General features: G+C 60.4%; 20 protein-coding genes. 11 read left to right on the top strand and 9 right to left on the bottom strand.

Annotated features, from left to right (window positions below):
* Positions 1 to 3: 3 nt before the first annotated feature.
* The 4 genes from PZA18_RS07400 (at position 4) to tmk (ending at position 4679) form a co-directional block, all read left to right on the top strand.
* Complete coding sequence (locus tag PZA18_RS07400; RefSeq protein ID WP_284100177.1) at positions 4 to 2007, top strand: ATP-dependent DNA helicase; 2004 nt, start codon at positions 4 to 6, stop codon at positions 2005 to 2007.
* On the top strand, positions 1928 to 3013 hold the full coding sequence (mltG, locus tag PZA18_RS07405; protein ID WP_284100178.1) for an endolytic transglycosylase MltG: 1086 nt from the start codon (positions 1928 to 1930) through the stop codon (positions 3011 to 3013). Before PZA18_RS07400 ends, mltG begins: the two co-directional genes overlap by 80 nt.
* Positions 3014 to 3085: 72 nt before the next feature.
* Positions 3086 to 3805, top strand: a complete 720-nt coding sequence (locus tag PZA18_RS07410) for a substrate-binding periplasmic protein (RefSeq protein ID WP_284100179.1) — start codon at positions 3086 to 3088, stop codon at positions 3803 to 3805.
* Between the two features lie 235 nt (positions 3806 to 4040).
* Positions 4041 to 4679: a dTMP kinase gene (tmk, locus tag PZA18_RS07415; RefSeq protein ID WP_284100180.1), complete on the top strand. Its 639-nt coding sequence runs from the start codon at positions 4041 to 4043 to the stop codon at positions 4677 to 4679.
* Here the strand turns inward: tmk and PZA18_RS07420 are convergent.
* Together PZA18_RS07420 and PZA18_RS07425 are read right to left on the bottom strand one after the other, a co-directional pair.
* Positions 4669 to 5064 (bottom strand): SLOG family protein, encoded by a 396-nt coding sequence (locus PZA18_RS07420; RefSeq protein ID WP_284100181.1) that lies wholly within the window; start codon positions 5062 to 5064, stop codon positions 4669 to 4671. The two genes, tmk and PZA18_RS07420, sit on opposite strands and share 11 nt — an antisense overlap.
* A 114-nt stretch (positions 5065 to 5178) precedes the next feature.
* Complete coding sequence (locus PZA18_RS07425) at positions 5179 to 7743, bottom strand: response regulator (protein ID WP_284100182.1); 2565 nt, start codon at positions 7741 to 7743, stop codon at positions 5179 to 5181.
* On the opposite strand from PZA18_RS07425, the gene PZA18_RS07430 reads away from it, so the two are divergent.
* On the top strand, positions 7718 to 8104 hold the full coding sequence (locus tag PZA18_RS07430; RefSeq protein WP_284100183.1) for a type 2 periplasmic-binding domain-containing protein: 387 nt from the start codon (positions 7718 to 7720) through the stop codon (positions 8102 to 8104). The genes PZA18_RS07425 and PZA18_RS07430 overlap by 26 nt on opposite strands.
* A 67-nt stretch (positions 8105 to 8171) precedes the next feature.
* On the opposite strand, the gene PZA18_RS07435 is transcribed toward PZA18_RS07430, so the two are convergent.
* Entirely contained in the window at positions 8172 to 9488 is a 1317-nt protein-coding gene (locus PZA18_RS07435; RefSeq protein WP_284100184.1) for a tetratricopeptide repeat protein, read from the bottom strand.
* 30 nt (positions 9489 to 9518) lie between these two features.
* On the bottom strand, positions 9519 to 10562 hold the full coding sequence (locus tag PZA18_RS07440; RefSeq protein WP_284100185.1) for an RDD family protein: 1044 nt from the start codon (positions 10560 to 10562) through the stop codon (positions 9519 to 9521).
* Positions 10563 to 10856: 294 nt separating this feature from the next.
* Between PZA18_RS07440 and PZA18_RS07445 the strand changes: the two genes are divergently transcribed.
* Positions 10857 to 11750 (top strand): SPFH domain-containing protein, encoded by an 894-nt coding sequence (locus tag PZA18_RS07445; protein ID WP_284100186.1) that lies wholly within the window; start codon positions 10857 to 10859, stop codon positions 11748 to 11750.
* A gap of 4 nt (positions 11751 to 11754) precedes the next feature.
* Entirely contained in the window at positions 11755 to 11964 is a 210-nt protein-coding gene (locus PZA18_RS07450; protein WP_284100187.1) for a hypothetical protein, read from the top strand.
* 63 nt (positions 11965 to 12027) lie between these two features.
* On the opposite strand, the gene PZA18_RS07455 is transcribed toward PZA18_RS07450, so the two are convergent.
* The 4 genes from PZA18_RS07455 to PZA18_RS07470 form a co-directional block, all read right to left on the bottom strand.
* Positions 12028 to 14583, bottom strand: coding sequence for a [protein-PII] uridylyltransferase (locus tag PZA18_RS07455; RefSeq protein ID WP_284100188.1), 2556 nt, complete (start codon positions 14581 to 14583; stop codon positions 12028 to 12030).
* 602 nt (positions 14584 to 15185) lie between these two features.
* A complete protein-coding gene (locus PZA18_RS07460; protein ID WP_284100189.1) occupies positions 15186 to 15647 on the bottom strand; it encodes a GNAT family N-acetyltransferase in 462 nt (153 codons plus the stop codon).
* A gap of 2 nt (positions 15648 to 15649) precedes the next feature.
* Positions 15650 to 16450 carry a type I methionyl aminopeptidase gene (map, locus tag PZA18_RS07465; protein WP_284100190.1) on the bottom strand — a complete coding sequence of 267 codons (801 nt, stop codon included), beginning with the start codon at positions 16448 to 16450 and terminating at the stop codon, positions 15650 to 15652.
* A gap of 184 nt (positions 16451 to 16634) precedes the next feature.
* Positions 16635 to 17534: an ATP-grasp domain-containing protein gene (locus PZA18_RS07470; protein WP_284100191.1), complete on the bottom strand. Its 900-nt coding sequence runs from the start codon at positions 17532 to 17534 to the stop codon at positions 16635 to 16637.
* 596 nt (positions 17535 to 18130) lie between these two features.
* On the opposite strand from PZA18_RS07470, the gene PZA18_RS07475 reads away from it, so the two are divergent.
* Positions 18131 to 18544 carry an SRPBCC family protein gene (locus PZA18_RS07475; protein WP_284100192.1) on the top strand — a complete coding sequence of 138 codons (414 nt, stop codon included), beginning with the start codon at positions 18131 to 18133 and terminating at the stop codon, positions 18542 to 18544.
* 28 nt (positions 18545 to 18572) lie between these two features.
* Here the strand turns inward: PZA18_RS07475 and PZA18_RS07480 are convergent, their stop codons facing one another.
* Positions 18573 to 18926 carry a metalloregulator ArsR/SmtB family transcription factor gene (locus tag PZA18_RS07480; RefSeq protein WP_284100193.1) on the bottom strand — a complete coding sequence of 118 codons (354 nt, stop codon included), beginning with the start codon at positions 18924 to 18926 and terminating at the stop codon, positions 18573 to 18575.
* Positions 18927 to 19170: 244 nt separating this feature from the next.
* Here PZA18_RS07480 and PZA18_RS07485 point away from each other — a divergent pair, with 244 nt between their 5' ends.
* Genes PZA18_RS07485 through PZA18_RS07495 form a run of 3 tightly spaced genes read left to right on the top strand, consistent with a single transcriptional unit; the run spans position 19171 to position 23464 of the window.
* Entirely contained in the window at positions 19171 to 19845 is a 675-nt protein-coding gene (locus PZA18_RS07485; RefSeq protein ID WP_284100194.1) for an ABC transporter ATP-binding protein, read from the top strand.
* Positions 19842 to 22385 (top strand): ABC transporter permease, encoded by a 2544-nt coding sequence (locus tag PZA18_RS07490; protein WP_284100195.1) that lies wholly within the window; start codon positions 19842 to 19844, stop codon positions 22383 to 22385. The genes PZA18_RS07485 and PZA18_RS07490 overlap by 4 nt, the downstream gene beginning before the upstream one ends.
* Positions 22385 to 23464 (top strand): lipocalin-like domain-containing protein, encoded by a 1080-nt coding sequence (locus PZA18_RS07495; protein WP_284100196.1) that lies wholly within the window; start codon positions 22385 to 22387, stop codon positions 23462 to 23464. The genes PZA18_RS07490 and PZA18_RS07495 overlap by 1 nt, the downstream gene beginning before the upstream one ends.
* The last annotated feature ends 75 nt before the right edge of the window (positions 23465 to 23539 follow it).

Genomic DNA, 23539 nt, shown 5'->3' on the forward strand with positions numbered 1-23539 from the left:
CCCATGACTTTAGACGAAGCGTTCGCCGCAGAGGGCGCGCTGGCCTCGGCCATTGCCGGATTCCGACCGAGAGCCCAGCAGCTTGAGATGGCTCAGACCGTGATGGCGGCCATCGAAGGCAATCGCGTACTGATTGCAGAGGCCGGCACCGGCACGGGCAAGACTTTCGCCTATCTGGTGCCGGCTTTGCTGGCTGGGGGCAAGGTTATTGTTTCGACGGGCACCAAGACGTTGCAGGACCAGCTCTTCAGCCGCGATCTGCCACGCGTGCGCGATGCCTTGAAAGTACCGGTCACTGTTGCCTTGCTCAAAGGCCGGTCGAATTACGTCTGCCACTATCATTTGGAGCGTTCGGTGCAGGATGGCCGGTTCGCCCGCAAGGAAGACGCAGCGCAGCTGCAACAGATAGTCAGCTTTGCGCGGGTCAGCCATACCGGTGACAAGGCTGAATTAGCCAAGGTGCCCGAGAACTCGCCGGTATGGGCGCACGCCACCTCGACCCGCGATAATTGTCTGGGCAGTGATTGCCCCTCACACAAGGAGTGTTTTGTCCTCAAAGCCCGGCGCGAGGCGCTGGAGGCGGATGTGGTGGTGGTCAACCATCACCTGTTTTTTGCCGACGTGTGGCTGCGGGATGAGGGAGCCGGCGAGCTGCTGCCTCGTTGCAATACGGTGATCTTTGATGAGGCACACCAGCTGCCGGAAGTCGCAAGCGTGTTCTTTGGTGAGAATGTCGGCAGTGGCCAGTTGATCGAATTGGCGCGGGATGCGCGGGCTGAAGCGCTGATCGGGGCCAAGGACTATGTCCATCTGCCGCAGGCAGGGGCCGCGCTCGATAAGGCGACGCGTGATCTGCGGCTGGTATTCGGCAATGAGCCGGTACGCCTGCCGCAGCATGCCTTGACGGATAACCAGCCCTTCCATGAAGCGCTGGCTGTGCTGGCCGAAGCCCTGACCACCCTGACCGATCTGCTGGGTAAGCAGGCTGAACGTTCGGAAGGGTTGGAGAACTGTCACAAACGTGCGCAGGAACTGTCCGAGCTGCTGGTGCGCTGGCGCAATACTGAATCAGAAGACAGCGTGCACTGGTTTGAAACCAGCAGCATGGGTTTCCAGTTTCATAGTACGCCGCTGGATATCGCCCGACTGATCCAGCGCCAACTGGCCGCTGCCCCTCGCGCCTGGGTGTTTACCTCGGCAACCTTGGCCGTCAATGGCAACTTCAACCACTACGCAGCCGAAATGGGTTTGTGGGAAGCCGATCGGGCCAACTGGGAATCTCCGTTTGCCTACAAGCAACAGGCGGTGCTGTATGTACCCAAAGATTTACCGGAGCCGAACTCTGCTGGCTATACCCGGGCCGTCGTTGAGGCGACTTTACCCTTGCTGAAACTGTCGGAAGGCCATGCCTTCTTGTTGTTTACCAGCTTGCGGGCCATGCGGGAGGCCCACGACCTGCTCAAGGCCCGCATGCCGACACTGGGGCTGGATTATCCCTTGCTGCTGCAGGGGGATGGCTCCCGTAGCGAACTGCTGGATCGCTTTCGTCGTTCGCCCAATGCCATCCTGGTGGCAAGCCAGACCTTCTGGGAGGGGATTGATGTCAAAGGGGAACAGTTGCGGTTGGTGGTGATCGACAAATTGCCGTTTGCCCCGCCGGATGACCCGGTGCTGGCTGCCCGGGTCGATAAAATCAACAAGTCAGGCCGTAATGCCTTTATCGATTACCAGCTGCCACGAGCAGTCATTACCTTGAAGCAGGGGGCTGGCCGCTTGATTCGTGACGAGCATGATCGGGGCGTGTTGATGATTGCTGATCCGCGTCTGGTTGAAAAACAATATGGAAAGCGCATTTGGCAGAGTCTGCCCCCGATGCGACGAACTCGTGAACTTGCTGTTGTAGAACGCTTCTTTGCTGGACCGCTTGATGTCGAAAATACGGAAACGCCCGCGCAAAACCTCTCCGAAGAACCCGCCACAATCCCCGGCGACGGCGACCACCACTAGCTGGCTGGCCAATTTGCTGGGTGGCTTGATCCTGATTGTCTTCCTGATAGCCGTGATTGCAGGTGGCTGGTTCTGGCGCTATGCCCATGCCCCCTTGGCGATTGAACGCTATCCGCAGGAATTCACCCTCGAACACGGAACCAGCATGAAGGCGGCGGCCAGACAACTGGCGGAGGCAGGCATCGTCGATGACCCGCAGCTACTGAGCTGGCTGGCGCGCTTCACCGGCCAGGCCGCCAGGCTGAAGGCCGGTAGCTATGAACTGACTGGCCCGACTTCGCCCTTGCAGCTACTCGACAAGTTGACTGAGGGGGATGTGACGCTCGGCACGCTGACGCTCATCGAAGGCTGGAATCTGCGGCAACTCCGGGCGGCACTGGCGCGAAACCCCGATCTGCGCCACGACAGTGCCTCGCTGAGCGATGCCGAGCTGCTGCAGGCTGTGGGCGATCAATCGGGCCGGCAATTGGCGGAAGGGATGTTTTTCCCCGACACCTATCACTTCGCCAAGGGGAGTTCGGAACTCGCAGTTCTCAAACGCGCGTATAAGTCCTTGCAACAAAATCTCGCCCATGCGTGGGAGGCTCGCTCGGCCAATCTGCCCCTGAGTACCCCCTACGAGGCTTTGATAATGGCTTCGCTGGTGGAAAAGGAAACAGGCCGGCCGTCTGATCGAAGCCTGATCGCAGCGGTTTTCGTCAATCGGCTGCGCATTGGTATGCGCTTGCAGACCGACCCGGCCGTGATCTACGGCATGGGCGAGCAGTTTGATGGCAATCTGCGCAAGGCCGATCTGCTGGCCGATGGGCCGTATAACACCTACACCCGCGCCGGTTTGCCGCCCAGCCCGATTGCCATGCCTGGGATGGCGGCCCTGCATGCGGCGGTTAATCCGGCACCGTCCAAAGCGTTGTATTTTGTCGCCATGGGCGATGGCCGGTCTTATTTCTCCGAGACGCTGGTCGAGCACAATCAGGCGGTTAGGCGGTATCAGCTCGGTAAGTAGGCTTGCCTGCTGCCTGTCATGGGCTACCCTGTGAGTAGATGCCAATCGGGCACCAATCCAGGAGATATCGCTATGACCAAAGTGCTGTTGTCACTTGCCCTGACCAGCCTGGCGCTGGGGGCGCAGGCAGACGGGCTCAACCTGAACACGGAAGACTACCCACCTTTCAACATGACAGATGGCGGCAAGGTTGGTGGCTTGTCTACCGAGGTGGTGCAGGAAATGGCCAAGCGGGCGGGTGTCAAGGTGAGTGTCGAGCTGCTGCCGTGGGCGCGTGCGCTCGATAACGCCACCAAGAACAAGGATCATTGCGTGTACTCGGCGATTCGTAGTGCGCAGCGTGAAAAGCTGTTCAAGTGGATTGGCCCGCTTGCCGTCGATCAGCCCGCCCTGATCGCCAAGGTAGATAGCAAGATCACCCTCAAGTCGATTGATGATGCCAAGCCCTACAAGATTGGGGGCTATCAGGGGGATGCGGTTACGCAGTCGGTTGTTGATCGCAAACTGAATGTCGAAGTCGTGCCGGCCAACAAACTGAATATTCCCAAGCTCGAAGCCGGCCGGATTGATTTCTGGGTGGGAACCGAAATCAGCGGTCTCTATCTTGCCAAGCGCGAAGGCGCTGCCGGTAAGTTCAAGGTGGCCGTGAAGTTTGGTGAGTTGCGCGATGCCCAGCTATGGCTGGCCTGCAACCCCGGCGTGGCGGACGATATGGTTGCCAAGCTCGACAAGGCGCTCAAAGACATGGAGAGCGATGGCACCGCCGAGAAAATTCGCAAGAAATATATGTAAGCCCAGGCGCTGTTGATGTTTTGAAATGGCTGTTTGATTTTTAAAGAGAATTTAGAGGTCCTGGTTTAAGTTCGACATTTAAAATCAATCGCCTGCATGAAGGCTTCAACAGAGCCCGGCACAACCAGCTGCGCCCGACGGGGCTTGGTTTTCGTGCCGGCAGGGACTCAGCCGAGATCCCCCTCTGGGATTTCGGCTGGTCGGCAGTCCGGTCTGAACTGGTAAAATGTCGGCCATGAAACCTCCATTATTCCTCTCGCTGGAAGGCCTTGATGGCGCCGGCAAAAGCACCCATCTGGCCTGGCTGACGCAATGGCTCGACAGCCACCAGATCAATCCCCTTATTACCCGTGAACCGGGCGGCACCCCGTTGGGGGAACGGCTGCGCGAAATCCTGCTGCATGAGCCCATGCACGCCGATACCGAGGCATTGCTGATGTTTGCCGCGCGGCGCGAGCACCTCGCAGCGGTGATTGAACCCGCGCTGGCGGCCGGTCGCTGGGTGGTGTCTGACCGTTTTACCGATGCAAGCTACGCTTATCAGTGCGGCGGGCGCGGCCTGTCGTTCGAGCGCCTGCAGCAACTGGAGAACTGGGTACAAGGTCGCGCAGATGGCTTGTTGCAGCCGCATCTCACGTTGCTGTTTGATGTCACGCCCGAGGTGAGCCAGGCACGGTTGGCCGGTGCGCGTGAGCCAGATCGCTTTGAACGGGAACGTGCTGACTTTTTCGTCAAAGTCCGTGCTGCCTATCATGCCCGCGCCAAGGCCGACCCGGAACGGATCAAGATCATCGACTCGACCCGCAGTTTCGAGGCAATCCAGCAGGAGCTGGAGAGGGTCATGCAGGATGCTTTGCGCCGGTTCAGCTGGTAAATATCTGCACTTCCACCTTGGCTGCTCTGGCGATTTCCACCATATGGCGGGTGCCCCGGCTGGCTTCGATATTCGGATGAAATGCCAACACCAGCTGGACGCCGCGTGCCAGCATGCGCTCGTTGAGCCCCTTCCAGGCAGAGCGGCCAAATTTGGCGTAATCCTGCTTGTTTTTTGACATGGCTACCGAGCGTAGCCCCAGCTGGCGGGCGATCTGCCCGGCCAGCGCATCGGCGCCCGAGCAATCTCCATGTACGACGGTGCTGCCGGGAGGCAGCTTTGCCAGTTCCCGGCGAATGGCGGCCTGATTCGACCAGGTCATGGCCCCGGTGACGATGACGCGAAACGCCGCTGTGACGGCTGCTGGTGTGGATTCTTCTTGCATAGTTAAACTGCCTTGCCGGCGGGGGGTATGTCGATAAGGCCGGCGATGATAGCGGATATGGGCTGGCGCTCACCATCGCTCGGCGATTCTGTTGTGGCGATGTGTCAACAGAACCTAGTCCCGGGGCAGGTTTTCGAGTACGCGGGCCAATTCACTCAGCCGCTTTTCCAGATCGCGCAGTAAATTCCGGGCATGGCCAATGTCGCCACGTTTGCCGGCCGCTTCCATTTCAAGCGCGACTTCCCGTAGCGGGTTGGCCGACAGATTGCCGGCAACCCCCTTGATATTGTGAGCGGCCCGACTCAGTTGCACGCCATCTTCGACCGATATGGCAGCGCGAACTTCTTCAAGGCGCTTGGGGTAGTCATCCAGAAAGATATTGGCAATCTCACGCAATAAGCCGCGATCGCCGCCCAGGCGTGCCAGCGCTTCCTTCATGTCGATGGCGTCGAAATTGATGACCTCGGTCACGGTCAGTGCAACGGCAGCTGCAGCAGCCGCCGGAGCGTCGGGATTGCCGAGGCGATCCAGTACCCGGTCGATTTCTTCGATCAGAATCTGTGGATTGATGGGCTTGCTGACGTAGCCATCCATGCCAGCCTGCAGGCAGATTTCACGATCACCCTGCATGGCATTGGCCGTCATGGCGACGATGGGTAGATGTTGGCTGCTGCCCGCTTCGCGTTCGCGGATCAGGCGGGTGGCCTCAAGCCCACCCATGACCGGCATCTGCACGTCCATCAGGACGAGATCGAATTGACCATCGGCACTGAAGTCGAGTGCCTCCTGGCCGTTTTCGGCCACCACAATGCGGTGCCCGAGCTTTTCCAGCAAACGCACGGCCAGCTTCTGGTTTACCGGGTTGTCTTCTACCAGCAGGATATGCAGCCGATACCGCTGCTCGGCCACCACATGGCGGGTTACCAGAGGAGGCTTGCTGATTTCCTGCGCCTGGTGGGCTTGATGCTGCCCCAACGCGATCAGAATGGCGTCGAGCAACTCGGTCTGGCTGATGGGCTTGACCAGATAACCATCGATGCCCAGCTCACCACAGCGAGTGGCATCGCCCCGCTCGCCGCTGGAGGTCAGCATCATGATGGTGGTGGCGTTGATGTCATGACGGCGCGACAGTGACTCCGCAACGTCAAAGCCAGACATTTCCGGCATGCTGCCATCGAGCAGGATCAGCGAGAAAGGCTCGCTGATGCGATTGACGATATCGAGCGCTTCGGCACCGCTGGCGGCGATGGTTGGGCGCATGCCCCAGCCGGAAAGCAGCTGGGTCAGCCAGCGGCGGTTGGTGGCATTGTCATCGACCATCAACACCCGCATACCTTGTACTTGCGCCAGGCGCGGGGTGGAGGGGGTTTGAATCGGCGTGCCGATGATTTCGACTTCGATGGTGAAATGAAAGGTGCTGCCGACACCGAGTTCACTTTCGACCCACAGCTTGCCCCCCATCAGTTCCACCAGTCGTGACGAGATCGCCAGCCCCAAGCCGGTGCCGCCATAGCGGCGGGTGGTCGAGGTATCTGCCTGCGAAAAAGCTTCGAAGATCAGGCCGAGTTTTTCCTGTGGGATGCCAATGCCGGTATCGCGGATCGACACGTGCAGCTTGCGGTGCAGGCTGTCGCTGCGCATCGAGTCGGGCGCCATGCCGATACGCATTTCAATTTCGCCGGCCTCGGTGAACTTGATGGCATTGCCCATCAGATTGATGATGAGCTGACGCAGGCGGCCGGGATCGGCCCTTAGCTGGTCTGGTACGGCGGTGTCGATGATGGATACCAGTTCCAGCCCCTTCTCGTGGGCGCGCAGGGCCAGCGATTTGAGCGTGTCGGCCAGTGTGTTGCGCAAGGAGAAGGGGATGGCGTCGATATGCAGCTTGCCAGCCTCGATTTTCGAAAAATCGAGAATGTCGTTGATGATCACCAGCAGCGAGTTGGCCGATGAGCGTACCAGCTGCAGATATTCTTCCTGCTCGGCGTCGAGCTGGGTGTCAAGTGCCAGCTCGGTCATGCCGATAATGCCGTTCATCGGGGTCCGGATCTCATGGCTCATATTGGCCAGAAACTGGCTCTTGGCCAGACTGGCTGCCTCGGCGGCTTCCTTGGCATGCATGAGTTCCAGCATCAGTTGCTTGAGCGGGGTGATATCGGTGCGCAACGAGACGTGCAGGCCGTCCTCTGTGCGTGAGTCTTCACGCCGTATCCAGCGATCACCAACCTGTATTTCGCGCACGCCTTCGCCAGTACGCTGCTGCTCAAGCTTTTGCTGCAGCCAGGTTTCTTCATCCATGCCGTTCGCGTCCGGTGCTCCAGCCTGATAGTGGGCACGGGCAATGAACTCATAAGGCATACCCGGCGAGAGCCAGCCGGCAATGGCGGGATGCATTTCGCGGAAAGTCTGGTTGCAGATCAGCAGTCGCTCGTCCTGGTCATACATGACAAAGCCGACATCGAGTGACTCGATGGCCGAGACCAGCTGGCCTCGGGTGCGGGAGATTTCTTCCTGAGCGGCCTTGATGGCAGTGTTGTCCAGAACCACACCATCGACGTACAGCAGATTTCCTTCCTCATCAAACACCCCACGGCCGCGCTCCACGACCCACTTTACGCTGCCGTTGCGATGGCGTCTGGCCAGTGCGCCATCGTTGGCCAGGCTGGAGGATGCCCGCAATGCCCGTATCGGTAGCTACCATGCCAATGCGGGCACCAAGATGCTGCAGCAGAAGGGCTATCAAGTTGTTGTGTCGGTCAACCATGAAGCATCGCTGCGCAATCTGATGGCTGGACGGCTCGATTACTGGTTGGCAGGCCGCTATACGGCGTTGGCGCTGATTGCCAACGCCAATGCCCTCGACAAAGTGGTACCTGCTCTGGTTGTCGATCAATTTCCCATGTATCTGGCGTGCAACCCACAGACCAACGAGCTCACCCTGAAAAAGCTGGAAGCGGCGTTTCAGCAACTGAGCCAGGATGGCACCTTCGTCGCCATCGACAAGCACTACGATAACTGGCTGCCTTCCCGTGGCCGTTAAGGAGTCGGGATAACCCGGCTGTGATGGGGAAGGCGCTGACGAGGCCGGCTTGCCATCCGGCTCGTTTTTATCTGAGCAGGGCGGCTACATCGTCTTTACATCGATAGGGCAGATCGGCGTTGGCAAAATCCGGACTGCCGCATTCCCAGTGTTTAATCGACTTCTCGCCCTGGCGGTCTTTAAAGACCGGATACAGCACGATGCGCTTGCCCGCAATGGCGGGATCGGTAGCCAGAATGGCAATCGCCCCGTTTTGTGGGTTGAATGACAGCTGGCCGACGCCATTGACGGCAGTCGGCAGGCCCAGGTCTTCCGCGCTGCTGGCAAACTGGCCGGTGCGGGCGTAATGGTTCTCGGCGAGGTGGGTGACCGGTTCCGCAGCCTGCTGCACGGCTTTGATTGCATCGCGGCGTGGGTTGGGGGTGGAAGGGGAAAGTACGAGGATGGACAGCAGCAGGGCTAACCCGCCCCCTAATCCGCCAATCAGCCAACCCAGCCAGTTTCGCCGGGGGCGGGCGGGGGATTCGGTGCTTTCATCCCCTGTAGCTGCCTCTTCTTCAGCATGGATTTCAGCCAGCCGCTTGCGATCAGCTTCCGCCTCGGCTAAACGCCCTAATCGTTCCAGTGCACGGGCGCGACCGCTGAGTACCCAGTCCCAGTCTGGACAGCGCTTGAGCACACTGGTCCATTCCTCGACCGCTTCCAGGTCTCGACCGAGCGCTACCAGGCATAACGCGCGATTGTGCTGGATGGCGTTGGCTTCTCCTATCAACCTGCGACCGCGATCCAGACATTCGATCGCCTCATCGTATCGGCCCAGTTCATACAGGGCGGTGCCAACGTTGTACTGCAGCTGGCCGTCTTCCTTGCTTTGGCGGGCGCTCGCCATCAGCTGCGGTGCGGCTTCGTCGGCCCGGCCCAGTTCCAGCAGCTTCCAGCCTAACCGGGCTTTGGCGGTGGCTCGATCCGGCCGAGACCGGATCGCCGCCTGCCAGTCTGCAATGGCCTGATCCTCTGCGCCTTCCTCCTCGGCAATCCAGGCCCGCGCCATCAGGGCGCCATAGTGTCCGGGATGGCGTTGCAGCACAGCATCCAGCAGGGCCTTGGCTTCGCTTGCCTGACCTTGCTCGTATTGGATCTGCGCCAGGGTGCGCAGCGCATCCGGCTCGTCCGGGTCGATGGCGTGCGCCCGTTCGATATCCGCTTTCGCGGCGGTGTAGTGGTCGAGCTGGTAATGCAAACGGGCGCGGGCCGCGTAGGCGGCAGCCAGCTCCGGTTGTTCGGCAACCGTCTTTTCCGCCAGTGCAAAAGCTTCATCCAGGCAGTTTTGATCTTCCAGCCGGTAGATCTGCTCAACGGCATAGGGGTGGGTGGTCTGGGGCATATCGGGCAATCTCGGTCAGGTCAAAGGGGCCTAGGGAAGGAAGGCGGTCACGCTTTCACGGCAGCTGGTGGGGCGATCGGCCTCGACCTGGTCCGGGCTGCCGCAGTGCCATTTTGGCGCGGTGGGTGTCTTGCTGCGCTTGATCTCGGGGTAAAACACCAGGCGCTTGCCCATGATTTCGGGTGGGCTGGCATAGACGATGATCGAACCGTTTCTGGCATTGAAGCGCACCTTGGCAATCCCTTCAGGCAGCTGCGATAGTCCCAGCTCTGTGGCCGATGTGGCGAACTGGCCAGTCTGGGCGAAGTGGTTGCCGGAAAGCCGGGTCAGGCTTTCCCCCGCGATGACAACCTGACGTGCCGCATCGCGTCGTGGGTTGGGCGGCTCCAATGCCCGTTCGATTATGAGGTAGCCGATACCGGCAAGCAGCGTGCCAAACAGACCAGCCAGCACAATCGCCAGTATCTTGCCGGTGGTGTGGGCCTTGGTATCGGCATCAATCGCGGCCTGGATGGCGACAGGCGAGGCCCGGCGTGACACAGCCCAGGTTTGCGAGACCAGATTGTGCAGGGAGTGACCGGGGAAGATCAGTCCCTCAAAGAAGCGGAAAATCAAGGGCAGCAGGCTATGTGCGGTGTACTTCACGACATGGCGCAGCAAGGAGCGCAATAGCCCCGGCGCTTGCCCATGGCGGTTGACAATGCGGATGCCCGCGAGCCGATTGCCGATGGAGCCGCCGGCCAGACTATCCAGCACGGCCGGCAGCAGCAAAGCAAAGCCCGCTGCGACAACCACGATCAGTATGCCGGCGGTACTGCCCGCGAAGTCGGCGGGGGCCTGCCGGTAACAGGCATACACCAGAATCACCAGTATGACGGCACCTACGATCATCAAGACCAGATCAATCAGGCTGGCGGCGATGAAGGCACCCCAGCCAGGGTAGACCGGTGCGTCAGCAGACGGATCAGGGGTATCTGGGGCTGGGGTGCCCGCGCTGGCTGATAGCGGGGTGTGGCAGCTGAAACAGTGGGTGTAACTGGCGGGATTGTTCCAGCCACATTGCGGACAGAGCATGCAGACCTCGCAGGTAGGCCCGGCTGGGCGCGGAGTGATGATCCTGGCATTTTATGCGCAATGACCATGCCAGGACGCTGCGAAAAATTACCATGCGACTCCGGCGCCGTTGCCGTGTTGTTTTCAACCGGAAGCCAAACGTCCATCGCGCATGGCACATCCGCCTTGGCAGCGCGGCACGGCATGCTACTTTCCCCCTTGTAATGGAATGGGTCCAATGTTAATTTGATGTCTAAGTGATATCACTTTGATTGCAAACCCCCATGAGTGCATGGGCAACTGGTGGAGATCGACATGAAAGTCCGCAGCAAAGAAAGCGTGCGTCATAGCGTCAATGGCTATGTGATGGTGCTGGTGGGCCTGGGTATGCTGATTGGCGGCATTGCGCTGCAGGTCTGGATGGCAGCCCGAGGGTCGGCCACGGTTTTCAGTGTGCTGAGTTTGCTGCTGCTGATGGTGCTGGGCGTACTCACCCTCGCTGGTCTGTATAGCCTGCAGCCGAATCAGGCGGCAGCGCTGCAACTGTTCGGATCGTATTGCGGTACAGATCGTCATGCAGGCTTGCGTTGGGCCAACCCGTTTTTCACCAAGCGCAAGATCTCGCTGAGAGCGCGCAATCTTGCGCTGGATGTCATCAAGGTGAACGACAAGCGAGGCAATCCGGTTGAAATAGGCGCTGCCATTGTCTGGCGGGTCAGCGATACCGCACAGGCCCTGTTTGATATCGACGACTACGAACGCTATGTCCATACGCAGAGTGAAACGGTACTGCGGCATCTTGCCAGTCTGTATGGCTACGATGATGCTGACGACACCCATCTGGATGAGCCGACTTTGCGAGGGGGCGGGGCGGTGATTGCCGGTGTTCTGCGCAAAGAACTTGCAGCAGGGCTGGCTGAGGCTGGCCTGGTGGTGGACGATGCCAAGTTGACCCATCTGGCCTATGCCACGGAAATTGCAGGAGCCATGCTGCGGCGCCAGCAGGCCGAAGCTGTGCTGGCGGCCCGGCGCAAGATTGTTGCAGGAGCGGTGAGCATGGTCGAAATGGCACTGCACAGCTTGTCGGAGAAGCAGCTGGTCGAGCTGGATGACGAGCGCAAGGCTGCCATGGTGTCAAATCTGCTGGTGGTGCTCTGCGCCGAGAAAGATGTGACGCCGGTCGTCAACAGCGGCACGCTATACGGTTAAGGCGATGGCGAGCCCAGGAAAAAAATCGTTTGCGCTGCGTATTGACCCCGCCGTCTGGGAGGCGATTGAGAACCTTGCAGCCGCTGAGCTGCGTAGTGTGAACGGCCAGATTGAATTCTTGCTGAGAGAAGCGCTGGCGCGCCGGGGAATTTCTGTCTCGGCGGCCAGCCAGCGTCAGCGCCCGTCAGAACCCGCCGAAGACGCCAACACCTGAGAGGCGGGTTGGCGCTGGGTGATCGGCTATTGCTGATGGGTCAACAGAGCCTGGTCAGAATGCTTACAGCCCCAGGTTCTGCATCAGGTCGGCTTCCAGTTTGACCATGGACTTGGGATCGGTCAGCACGGCGCCGGAAATCTGGAAGGTGTCTTCCGCGCGTTCGCCCAAGGTCATGATCTTGGCAGAGTGGATAGCCACCTGATGCTCGGACAATACCCTGGCAATGCGCGACAGCAGGCCGGGCCGGTCACCAGCGACAATCGACAGGATGTGGTACTTCTGCTTGTCGTCCTGACGGATCAGCACCTGCGGGGAAAGCGGGAAGTGCTTGAGATGGCGGCTGATCCGGCCGCTGACAGGCGGGCTGAGCGGTCCGGCTTCGGTGATCAGGCGGCCCAGCTCGTATTCCACAAAGCCGATCAGATCACGGTAGTGCTCATCGTGCTGATCGGGAATGTAAACGTAGAAACTGTCGAGCGCGTAGCCGTGACGTGTCGTGTAGACCTTGGCATCGAGAATGCTGTAGTGCGCCCGCTCGAAAAAGCTGCAGATGCGGGCAAACAGCTCGGCCTGATCGCGGCTGTATACCATGACCTGCAAGCCTTCGCCCCCTTCAGACAAGCGTGCCCGCACGATGGGGGTCGGACTTTTGAAACGGCCATAGAGCAGCCGGGCATGCCAGGCAATTTCTCTGGCTTCGTGCCGCAGAAAATACACGGTATCAAGCTCTTGCCAGAACGGTAGATGGGCATCGTCGCGCATGCCATACAGGCGCATCAGTCGGGTGCTCTCTTGCTGCCGGTCTTCCAGCGCTGAATTGAGGCTGATCACCCCTTCGCCCAGTGCCCGGCTGGTGGCGTGAAACAGGTCTTCCAGCAGTTTCGACTTCCAGGCATTCCACACTTTGGGGCTGGTCCCCCGGATATCGGCGACTGTCAGCAGATACAGGCCGGTCAGTCGTCGCTGATTACCGACGAGCCGGGCGAAGTGCTCGATGGTGGCCGGGTCGTAGACGTCCTGCTTCTGTGCGACGGTGGACATGGTCAGATGATGCTCGACCAGCCAGGCAACCAGCTCGCCATCCTCGATGGGCATGCCGTGTTCGCGGCAGAAGTCCAAGGCATCCACCCGCCCCAGTTTCGAGTGATCGCCGCCGCGTCCTTTGGCAATGTCGTGAAACAGACCAGCCAGGAACAACACTTCCGGCCGCTCGAAGTCTTCGATCAGGCGCGAACAGAACGGATATTCATGGTTGAAGGCAGGGGTGGCAAAACGGCGCAGATTACGCACCACCATGAGGATGTGCTCGTCCACGGTATAAACATGGAACAGGTCATGCTGCATCTGCCCCACAATCTTGCCAAAAGCCGGGATATAGCGTCCCAGCACGCCAAGTTGGTTCATGCGGCGCAGCACGCGGGTTGTGCCGGAAGGCTGGCGCATGATGGTGAGGAACAGCTCGCGATTGCGTGGGTCGCGCCGGAAGTTGGCATCAATCTGCGGCCGGGCATGCCAGAGTGCCCGCAGGGTGTCCGCGCTGATGCCGGTGAGCTCGGGGTGTTGCTGCAGCATCAAGAAGGTTTCAAGAATCGCTGAAGGCTCATGTTTGTAAAGATGCGGATCGCTGATTTCCAGCGCGCCGCCCCGCGCCTGAAAGCGCTCATTCAGTGGCTGTGCCGGCAGTGGCAGTTGGCCGCCCAGCCGGCGTTTCAGCTGGCTGAGCAGGATCGGCTGCAGTTGCATCACGATACGGGCGCAACGGTAATACACACTCATCAGCTGCTCGCTGGCGCGGGTGGCTTCAGTGTTGCGATAGCCAAAGCGCAATGCCAGGGAGTTCTGGTAATCGAACAGGATGCGGTCTTCGCGCCGGCCGGCTGTCAGATGCAGCGCGATGCGAAACGACCAGAGTAGTCGCTCGGCACGTTTGATTTTGCGTACTTCATGCGGGGTCAGGAGTTGGGCGCGCTCCAGCGAGTACCAGCTATGGCCGATGCCCATGGCTCGCGCCAGCCAGATTAGAAGATGCAGATCGCGCAGGCTGCCGGGGGCTTCCTTGACATTGGGTTCGAGCTTGTAGGCGCCCTGATGCCGCTCATGCCGTTGTTGCTGCTCCAGCAGCTTGGCCTCAAAAAACGCCACCGGATCGAGCGCATGCTGGATGGCTCGTTCGAAGTCGCGGTAAATGAGGCTGTCCCCACTGACCAGGCGGGTTTCCAGCATGGCGGTCTGCACGGTGATGTCCCGCTCGGCTTCGTGCAGGCAATCGGCCAGGGTGCGCACGCTATGGCCAATTTCAAGCCCCAGATCCCACATCATGCCAACAAACTGTTCAACCTTATGCAGCGTGGCGTCTGTGGCGTTGTCAGGCAGCAGAATCAACAGATCGACATCGGAGCACGGAAACAACTGGCCCCGTCCGTAGCCACCCACGGCAATCAGGCAAACGGCCGGCGAGAGATTCAGTGCCTGCCAGCGTTCGGCGAGAAAGTCATCGACATAGCTGGCCCATTCGACCAGCAGATGCCCGGCCTGTTGTGGATCGTTGTAGTCAGCAAAGATGGCGGTGCGGGCGTTCAGCAGCCGTTGTTTCAGAATGGGAAGGGATTCGGGCATGGTGGTGTGAGGTAGCCAGGTTTTGTTGACGCCAGATCTGCAGTCGCGTTTCGCCGGAGCGCAGCCTGGATCAAGGCGCAGAGCCAGACCATTTTCCGGCGAAACCCTTCGGGTTGGACCGAGCTTTGGGGCAGTGCGTCGTTAGGGTTCGCAGATTGAGCTCGCTAAGCGGCGCGCTTTTCGCCCTGCATCAAGCCCAATCCGACGAAACGCGATCCGGAAACAGAGCGTCAACCGGGCCTAGGCTCCAGTCGCCGCACCCAAACGGGGCCGGAGCAGGGCTGCTGGTGCAAGGGAAGCCCCATGATGGTGCCCTGGTCGTAGTGGAACGGGCGATCTGGTGACTGAAATAGCAATGTAGAGCAAGCAGCATGCCATTGCCGGATCGTTTACCCGGCAATGGCCCGGCGTGACCGGGAGCCAGACTTCAACAGACCCTAGCAGCCTGTCGGACTTTCGATGCGCGGGCGGAACTCACGGGTTGAACAGCCCATTTTTGCTGGTTTTTTCGTTGCATAGGCTCACTATGCGCCTCAAAAACCAGCAAAACGGGTCTCGTTCTCCCGCGTTTCCGCCTCCGCGCCCGAAAGTCCGACAGGCTGCTAGTCCGACGAAGGGCCGGCAGGGCGGCGTTGCAGCTCGATCAGCTGCAAGCCGTCGGGCAGGGTGTGAAGGCTGGCATCGCGAAAGCCCAGGCGGCGATAGAGTTGCAGGGCGGGGAGATTGGCCAGTGCGGTTCCCACCGTCAACAGATTGTCACCTGCATGGTCAATAGCAGCGTTGACCAGCGTCTGGCCGATGCCGCGTCTTTGAAAGGCAGGAGAGACCACCAGCCTGGCAATCAACCAACCTTGATCAACCGCCTCCATGCCGAGCAGGCCGGCCAGTTGCGCCCCTTCAAACCAGCCGAACCAGACCTCGCGACAGGTGGCGAGATCTGCCTGGGTCTCGGCCAAAGGAGGCAGGGCAGGGTAGTTGATCAGCTCGGCTTCCTGCCGGTAAGCCGCCAACTGCACGGGCAAGGCAGCGGCTGCGTAGTCAGCGGGCGCAATCTGTCTGAGCACGTTCAGGCGACCAGTGCCGGTATGGCGGGCGATCCGGCCGAAACGGTCAGGACTTCATAGCCGGTTTCGGTCACCAGAACCGTGTGTTCCCATTGCGCCGACAGGCTGCGGTCTTTGGTGGTGACCGTCCAGCCATCCGGCATGTAGCGGATTTCCTTCTTGCCGGCATTGATCATCGGCTCGACAGTAAAAATCATGCCCGCACGCAACTCCACCCCGGTGCCGGGTTCGCCGTAGTGAAGGACCTGCGGATCTTCATGGAAGTTGCGACCAATGCCATGGCCGCAAAATTCGCGCACTACCGAGTAACCGGCATTTTCGGCATGGCGCTGAATTACGGCGCCGATGTCACCCAGCCGTACACCGGGTTTGATCTTGGCAATGCCCAGCCACATGCATTCATAAGTAATCGATGCCAGACGCTTGGCCATGATCGAGGTTTCGCCGACATGGAACATCCGGCTGGTGTCGCCGTGATAACCATCCTTGATCACCGTGACGTCGATGTTCACGACATCACCATTCTTCAAGGCCTTGCCGTCAGGGATGCCGTGGCAGATGACGTGGTTGACCGAGGTACATACCGATTTGGGGAAAGGGCGATAGCCTGGCGGTGCATAGTTGAGCGGTGCCGGAATGGTGCCCTGAACATTGACCATATAGTCATGGCACAGGCGATCCAGCTCTTCGGTGGTGACGCCGGGTTTTACATAAGGGGTAATGAAGTCGAGAACTTCCGACGCGAGCCGACCAGCAACGCGCATCTTTTCGATGTCGTCTGCAGATTTGATAACGATAGACATGGCAAAAAAACCGGGTAAAACAACAGGATAAGAGATTGGCTGCCGGGCCGGCAATCAAGAAATCGATAAGTATTTGATAAAAAACAATGTTCTGTTGTGGCTTTTTCAGAGGGGACAACCAATGCGGCGGCATGGTTGTCCTTGCCTGTATCCCGGCAGGTTCGATGCGTTGGCAGAGGTGGGATCAGACCGCGCCAAGCTGGCGGGCGATGGCGGCTGCCAGAGCCCCTGTTCCATCCGGATGGAAGCGGAAGAACAGCTCGGGCTCGATCATTTCCAGTTCCATGATCAGCGGGCCGTCGGTGCCATTGATCATGTCCACGCGGGCGTAGGCCGGCAAGCTGGGGCAGGCGGCGGTGGCGGCTTCGGCAAAAGTGATTTCGGCGGCCGTCGGGGTGTATTCATGGACGGTACCACCGTGGTCATCCTGAACCCGGAAGTCGCCTGCTTTCGGCGTCTTGCGAATGGCGTGGCTGTAGCGGCCATCCAGCACAATCAACGACAGCTCGCCGGCTGCCAGCACAGCGGGCTGAAAGGGCTGCACCAGCATCGCTTCGTTGGCGACGCATTCATTGAAGATGCGCTGGTGTTCGGCTACGTTCTGCAGATTGACCCGGTAGGTGAGGCGAGCCGCGCCAGAGACGGCAGGCTTGAAGACGATTTCGCTCCAGTTCTTCTGCTGCATCAAACTGACCAGATCGAGCGACTCGCCCGCTTCGCAGACCTCGGTCGGCACCACGCCAACCCCCTTCGCTGCCAGGTCGAGCAGGTAATGTTTATCGACATTCCAGCGCAGTAGCGGCAGATTGTTGATCAGCTGGGTCTGGGCGCCTGCGCGGTCAAGCCAGGCAGAAAACTCGGCGTAGCGGTGAAAGTAGTCCCAGGTGGTGCGCAGCACGGCTGCACGGAACTGTGACCAGTCGATGCTCGGATCTGCCCAGTCGTACCGTGCGGCAGACAGACCATGTGCGGCCAGCGCGTCGATGACCAGCGCCTCTTCTTTGACAATATTGGCGTGGTACCAGTCGCCTTCGGCAACCGGGTCAAGGTAGGGGGAGCAGCTGAGAATGGCGATGTCAGGCATTGAAAATCTCTTGGTTTGTTTAGGTTCTGTTGACGTAAGGTTTGCAGATCGCGTTTCGCCGGAAAATGGCCTGGAGCAAGGCGCAGAGCGCACCGCATAGTCATTCTATGCAAGCGTTCTGCAACACAGGACCGGGCCATTTTCCGGCAAAACCCTGCGGGCCGGGTCGATTTTTGGGGCATGGCGTCGTCAGGGTTCGCTTATTTAGCTTGCTAAACCGCGCTTACCCTGCCGTGCGTGGTGGTTGGGGCTTTAGCCCCTTACCATCCACGGCCTACCCCTTGCGGGTATAGCCTCGCCCCAAAACTCGGCCCGGCGCGACGGTAAACCTTACGTCAACAGAACCTAAAGCACGCCGCCATTATGCGGCCAAAGGGCCGCCGGGTTGAGTACGGCCACGCATTCTTCGGGAGCCAAACCCTGCAGTGGTTTCACGCGGTTGCCGGCACAAATCCGACAAAACGCGATCCGGAAATTAAAATGTCAACTGAACCTGGCCAGCAATTGCTGGGAATGGCTCGTTATGGTCGGGTGAATGTTGTTGAAATGCGGTTCTTATTGCTTGTCTCGATTACTTGATGGATGGAGGATTCACCGTGCAAATCACCGTAGAAACACTGGTTGCCGCGCCGCTGTCGCAGGTGTGGCGGGCGTATACCAGCCCGGAGGACATCCTGCAGTGGAATGCTGCCTCGGATGACTGGCACACGACGAAAGCGCATGTTGATTTGCGCGTCGGTGGGACGTTTTCGTCGCATATGGCCGCCAAGGATGGCAGCATGGGCTTCGACTTTGCCGGCACCTATACCCAGATCGTCGAGCATGCCTTGATCGAGTACACGTTTGGCGGCCGTATGGCAAAGGTGGTGTTTGCCCAGACGGCGGAGGGCGTGCGGGTAACCGTGACTTTCGACGGCGAGCTCACGCACTCACCCGAGCAGCAACAACAGGGTTGGCAGGCCATCCTTGATCGATTTGCCCGTCATGTTGCATCGTCACTAAAAGCTTGAGTTTCAGGCGCCCGCTGTGCTGGCGGGCTCAGGCGCCAGGGTCGTCGGCTGCCGGGTTGGTTGAGCGCTGATCCTGCTGCTCGCGGCCCTCACGCTTGAGGGGGGCTGCAACCGGGCAGATACTGCTGGCGAAGCCATGCAAGGTGTTGACGAGGTTATTGGGCACCAGCCTGTACCAGACATACTGGCCGCGCTTGCTGCTTTCAATCAAACCGGCGGTTTCAAGAATCCGCAGATGCTTGGAAAGTGCCGGCTTCGACATTTCAAAGCGCGAGGCGATTTCGCCAGCGGTAAGTTCGGCTTCCGAAAGGTAAGCCAGAATCTTGCGGCGCGGTGTGGAGGCAAGGGCTTCGAAGACCCGATCTACAGAGACATTGAGCATTTAACGGCGTGACGATGGATGTTGCGGGTCAGGCACTGTGGCGCTGTGCTACCGATTGGAAATTTCTGGCCGGAAACTGCGGGCCGGGATTTCTGGCCGGACAGTGGGGCCAACAAAGCCTGAAGGAATCTGCCCAATGCTCTCACCGTGATCGACGATAGGCAACCGGAACCTGACGGCCGCCAATGCCCGGAATATCAAACACCAGGGCGCCAACCTCACTGACAGGAATCACCCCGACACCATGTCCCAACAGCCCGTCTTGCAGATGCAGCAGGTTATCAAGAGCTATCACGGAGCGCGCTCGCAACAGGTTTTACGCGGTCTGGACCTGGCCGTGGCGCCAGGCGAGTACGTTGCCGTGATCGGTGAATCCGGCGTCGGCAAGTCTACGCTGCTGAATCTGCTGGCCGGGCTGGACCAGCCCGATAGCGGCGAGGTGAGGGTGAAAGGCCAGCTGCTGTCGGCACTGAATGACAACGAGGCCACCTTATTGCGGCGCCGGCATATCGGCTTTGTGTTTCAGGCATTTCATGTGCTGCCCCAGCTGTCGGTCTGGCAGAACGTGCGCCTGCCGCTGGCGCTCAATGGCCTGCCGGATGACGGCATCGACGCGATGCTGGTGGCAGTCGGCCTGGCAGAGAAAGCACAGCGCAAGCCGCGTGAGCTGTCGGGTGGCGAAATGCAACGGGTGTCGATCGCCCGTGCGCTCATCCATCAGCCCGACCTGCTGTTGGCGGACGAGCCGACGGGCAATCTCGACCCGGAAACGGCCAGGACCATTCTTGATCTGTTGAAGTCCCGCCTGCGGGCGACCGGTGCAGCGGGCATTCTGGTGACCCACTCGATGCTGGCGGCGGCAACGGCCGACCGGGTATTGAAGCTCACACCCGATGGCCTGATTGCGGTGGCGCCATGAGTGTTCCCCCTCTGAGCCGGGGGCTGCTGCCACAGCTGGCATGGGCAGCACTGCGGGCACAACCCGGCCGCAGCTTGTCCTGCCTGCTGGCGATTCTGATCGGCGTAGCGCTCGGCTACGCCATTCATCTCATCAACCATTCGGCAGTCAGTGAGTTCAGTCGCGCCACCAGCGCCATCAGCGGCGCGGCAGATCTCAGCTTGCGTGGCAAATTGCCTGACGCCCTGTATGCCGGGCTGGCGCGCGATCCGGCGGTGGCAGTGGCCAGCCCGATGCTGGAAGTCATGGCCAGCCTGCCTGGGCAGCGCCAACCTTTGCATCTGCTGGGGGTGGATGCGCTGAAAGCCGGCCAGGTGTCGCCACGCCTGATCGGGCAGCCCGAGGCCGTTGTCGAGACGGGTACGCAACCTTCCGGACTGGCTTTGCTTGAGCAGGACGCGATTTTTCTGTCTCCCGCAGCCCGCCAATGGCTGGGTGTGAAGGTGGGGGACTTCATGACTGTGCAGATCGGCCTGCAGGATGTGCGCTGGCGGGTTGCGGGGCATCTGCCAGCGGCTGGTGCTGGCCAGCGCCTGGGCGTCATCGACATCGCGGCGGCACAATGGCGGCTGCATCGGCCTGGGGAGCTCAGTCGCATCGACATCAAGCTGAAAGCGGGGGCGGAGGCGCGGGCGCTGCAGCAACGCTGGCAGGCCAGAATACCGGCAGGCGCACGCTTTGAAACTCCCGAGCTGGCCGAGCAACGTAGCGCCGATATGTCGCGGGCCTATCGTGTGAATTTGACGGTGCTGGGCCTTGTGGCCTTGTTTACTGGCAGTTTTCTGGTGTTCTCGACCCAGATCCTCAGTCTGCTGCGCCGGCGTAGCCAGCTGGCCTTGTTGCGCGTGCTGGGATTACGCCGCGACGAGCTGGTCAGGCTGGTGCTGCTTGAAGCTATCCTGCTTGGTGGTCTGGGCTCGGCGCTGGGGATTGCGGCGGGGCTGGGGCTGGCCAGTGTCGCATTGCAGCTCATGGGCGGGGATCTTGGCGGGGGCTTCTTCAACGGTGTCAGCCCCAGCTTGCAGGTCGAGCCCGTTGCCATGCTGGGGTTTTTTGGATTGGGATTGCTGGCCACGCTGGCGGGGAGTCTGTTTCCGACTCTGGAAGCTGCCAAAGCAAGACCTGCCCGTGCGCTCAAGGCGGGCGATGAAGAAAGTGTGCTCGAAAAGGCCCGCAGATTCTGGCCAGGGGTAATCCTGTTCGGATTGGCGGCCCTGCTGTTGCAATGCGGCCCGATCGGCGAATTGCCCATTCCCGGTTACGCCGCCATTGCCTGCGTGCTGGTAGGCGCCCTGTGGCTGATGCCCTGGCTGGCCGGGCAGCTGCTGGGGCTGATTCCCCAAAGCTGGCGCCAAAGCCCGATTGCCGGCCTTGCTTTGACCCAGCTGAAGGAAGCACCCGGTTACGCGGGCGTCGGGCTGGCCGGGATACTCAGCAGCTTCAGCCTGATGGTGGCGATGGCGATCATGGTGGCGAGTTTTCGCGTATCGGTTATCGACTGGCTCGACCATCTTCTGCCGGCTGATTTGTATCTACGTACCGCCAGCAATGGCGAGACGGCTTTCCTGTCGGCGGCTGATCAAGCACTGATCCGTGCGACACCGGGGCTGACGCGCGTCGAGTTCTCGCGTTTGCAGTGGATCAGCCTGGATGCGCAACGCCCTGCCGTGGCGCTGGTTGCCCGTTCCTTCGACGTTACAGCGGCAGACAGGCATCTGCCACTGGTTGATGCCATTACGCCCCTGTCATCCGGGGCAACACCGGTCTGGGTCAGTGAGGCGATTGTCGATCTTTACGGCATCCGCCCTGGCCAGACCCTGGCATTGCCGCTGGCAGGACGCCAGGTGCCAGTCACCGTTGCAGGGGTCTGGCGCGACTATGTGCGGCAGCAAGGGTCGGTGGTACTGACCCTCAAGGATTACCAACGGCTGACCGGTGATCTGAATGCCAACGATGCGGCTTTGTGGCCAGCGCCAAGCGTGAGCGCGACGATGCTGGAAGCCGCTTTGCGGCGGCAGCTGCCACGGGGTGATCGCCTGGAATTTGCCGAGCGCGGCACCATCCGCCAGATCAGCCTGACAATATTCGACCGCAGCTTCGCCGTGACCTATCTGCTTGAAGCGGTGGCGGTGCTGGTGGGCTTGCTGGGAATCGGCGTCAGTTTTGGCGGGCAGGCGCTGGCGCGGCTGCGCGAATTCGGCATGCTGCGACATATTGGCTATCGGCAGCGCGACATCGACCAGCTGCTGGCATTAGAAGGCGCCTTGCTGGCGAGCCTGGGGGTTGTTGCGGGTTTGGTGTTGGGATGGTTGATCAGCCAGATTCTGATCCGGGTTATCAATCCGCAGTCATTCCACTGGAGCATGCAGACCAGCATTCCGTGGACCATGCTGCTGACCATTTCGGCAGTGCTGGTGGGCCTGTCGGCGCTGACTGCCGTGTGGGCAGGCCGGCGGGCGCTTGCCGTCGGTGCGATCCGCGCCGTAAAGGAGGACTGGTAATGCGAGTGTGGCTAGGGTTGATCGTGCTGGGAGTCTTCGGGTTGACCAAGGCTGTCGCCGCAGAGTTTGCGCCCGTGGTGCCGGGGGTGGCTTTGCAGTTTCCGCGTGACTTTGGCGCGCACCCGGCTTTCAAAACCGAATGGTGGTATCTGACCGGCTGGCTCAAACTGCCAGACGGCAAGCCGGCCGGTTTTCAAGTGACTTTCTTTCGCTCGGCGACCGGTCTGGCCGGCGACAACCCCAGTGCCTTTGCGCCACGCCAGCTGATATTCGGCCACGCGGCCTTGAGCGATGGCCGAAGTGGCCGGTTTCTACACGAGCAGAAAATAGCCCGTGCCGGCCTTGGGCTGGCCGAGGCGGCAGAGGGAAATACCCAGGTCAGCATCGACGACTGGCAGCTGTTTCGCCAACCGGATGGCCGTTACCAGACGCGCATCGTTAGCCCTTCATTTGAATACCAGTTCACCTTGGCGCCCAGCCAGCCCCTTTTGCTGCAAGGCGAAGCGGGTTTCAGCCGCAAGGGGCGTGCCCCAGGGCAGGCCAGCTATTACTACAGCGAACCCCATCTCAAACTCAGTGGCCAGTTGCGTTATCAGGGCAAGACCGAAACCGTCACCGGGGAAGCCTGGCTTGACCATGAATGGTCGAGCGAAGTGCTGGCCGGCGGCACGGTCGGCTGGGACTGGGCAGGCATCAATCTTGACGATGGCGGCGCCTTGACGCTTTTCCGACTGCGGGATGCTGCCGGCGCCACACGCTGGGCCGGTGGAAGCCGGCGCTGGCCGGATGGGCGTAGCGTGGCGCTGGCGCCCGAGGCCATCCGCCTGACCCCCCAGCAAAGCTGGACCTCCTCTCGCACCGGAACGCCCTATCCGGTATCGATGGCGCTGGAAGTCAGCAGCCCCAGCCCGGAACGCTGGCTATTGCAACCCTTGCTGCAGGATCAGGAATTCGACGCCCGCCCCACAACCGGCGCCCTCTACTGGGAAGGCGCCGTGCGCGCCATACAGCAGGGCAAAGAAGTAGGGCGCGGTTATCTGGAGCTGACCGGCTATGGTAAGCAGGCGTTGAAAATGTGATTACGAATGTCGAGGCCGGCAAGCGACAGCCTGAACGACAAATCCATAGCCCCTAGCCCACAACCCGAGCCAACA

This window comes from Parachitinimonas caeni (genome assembly GCF_030129945.1).
In the GTDB taxonomy this organism is placed as follows: Bacteria; Pseudomonadota; Gammaproteobacteria; order Burkholderiales; family Chitinimonadaceae; genus Parachitinimonas; species Parachitinimonas caeni.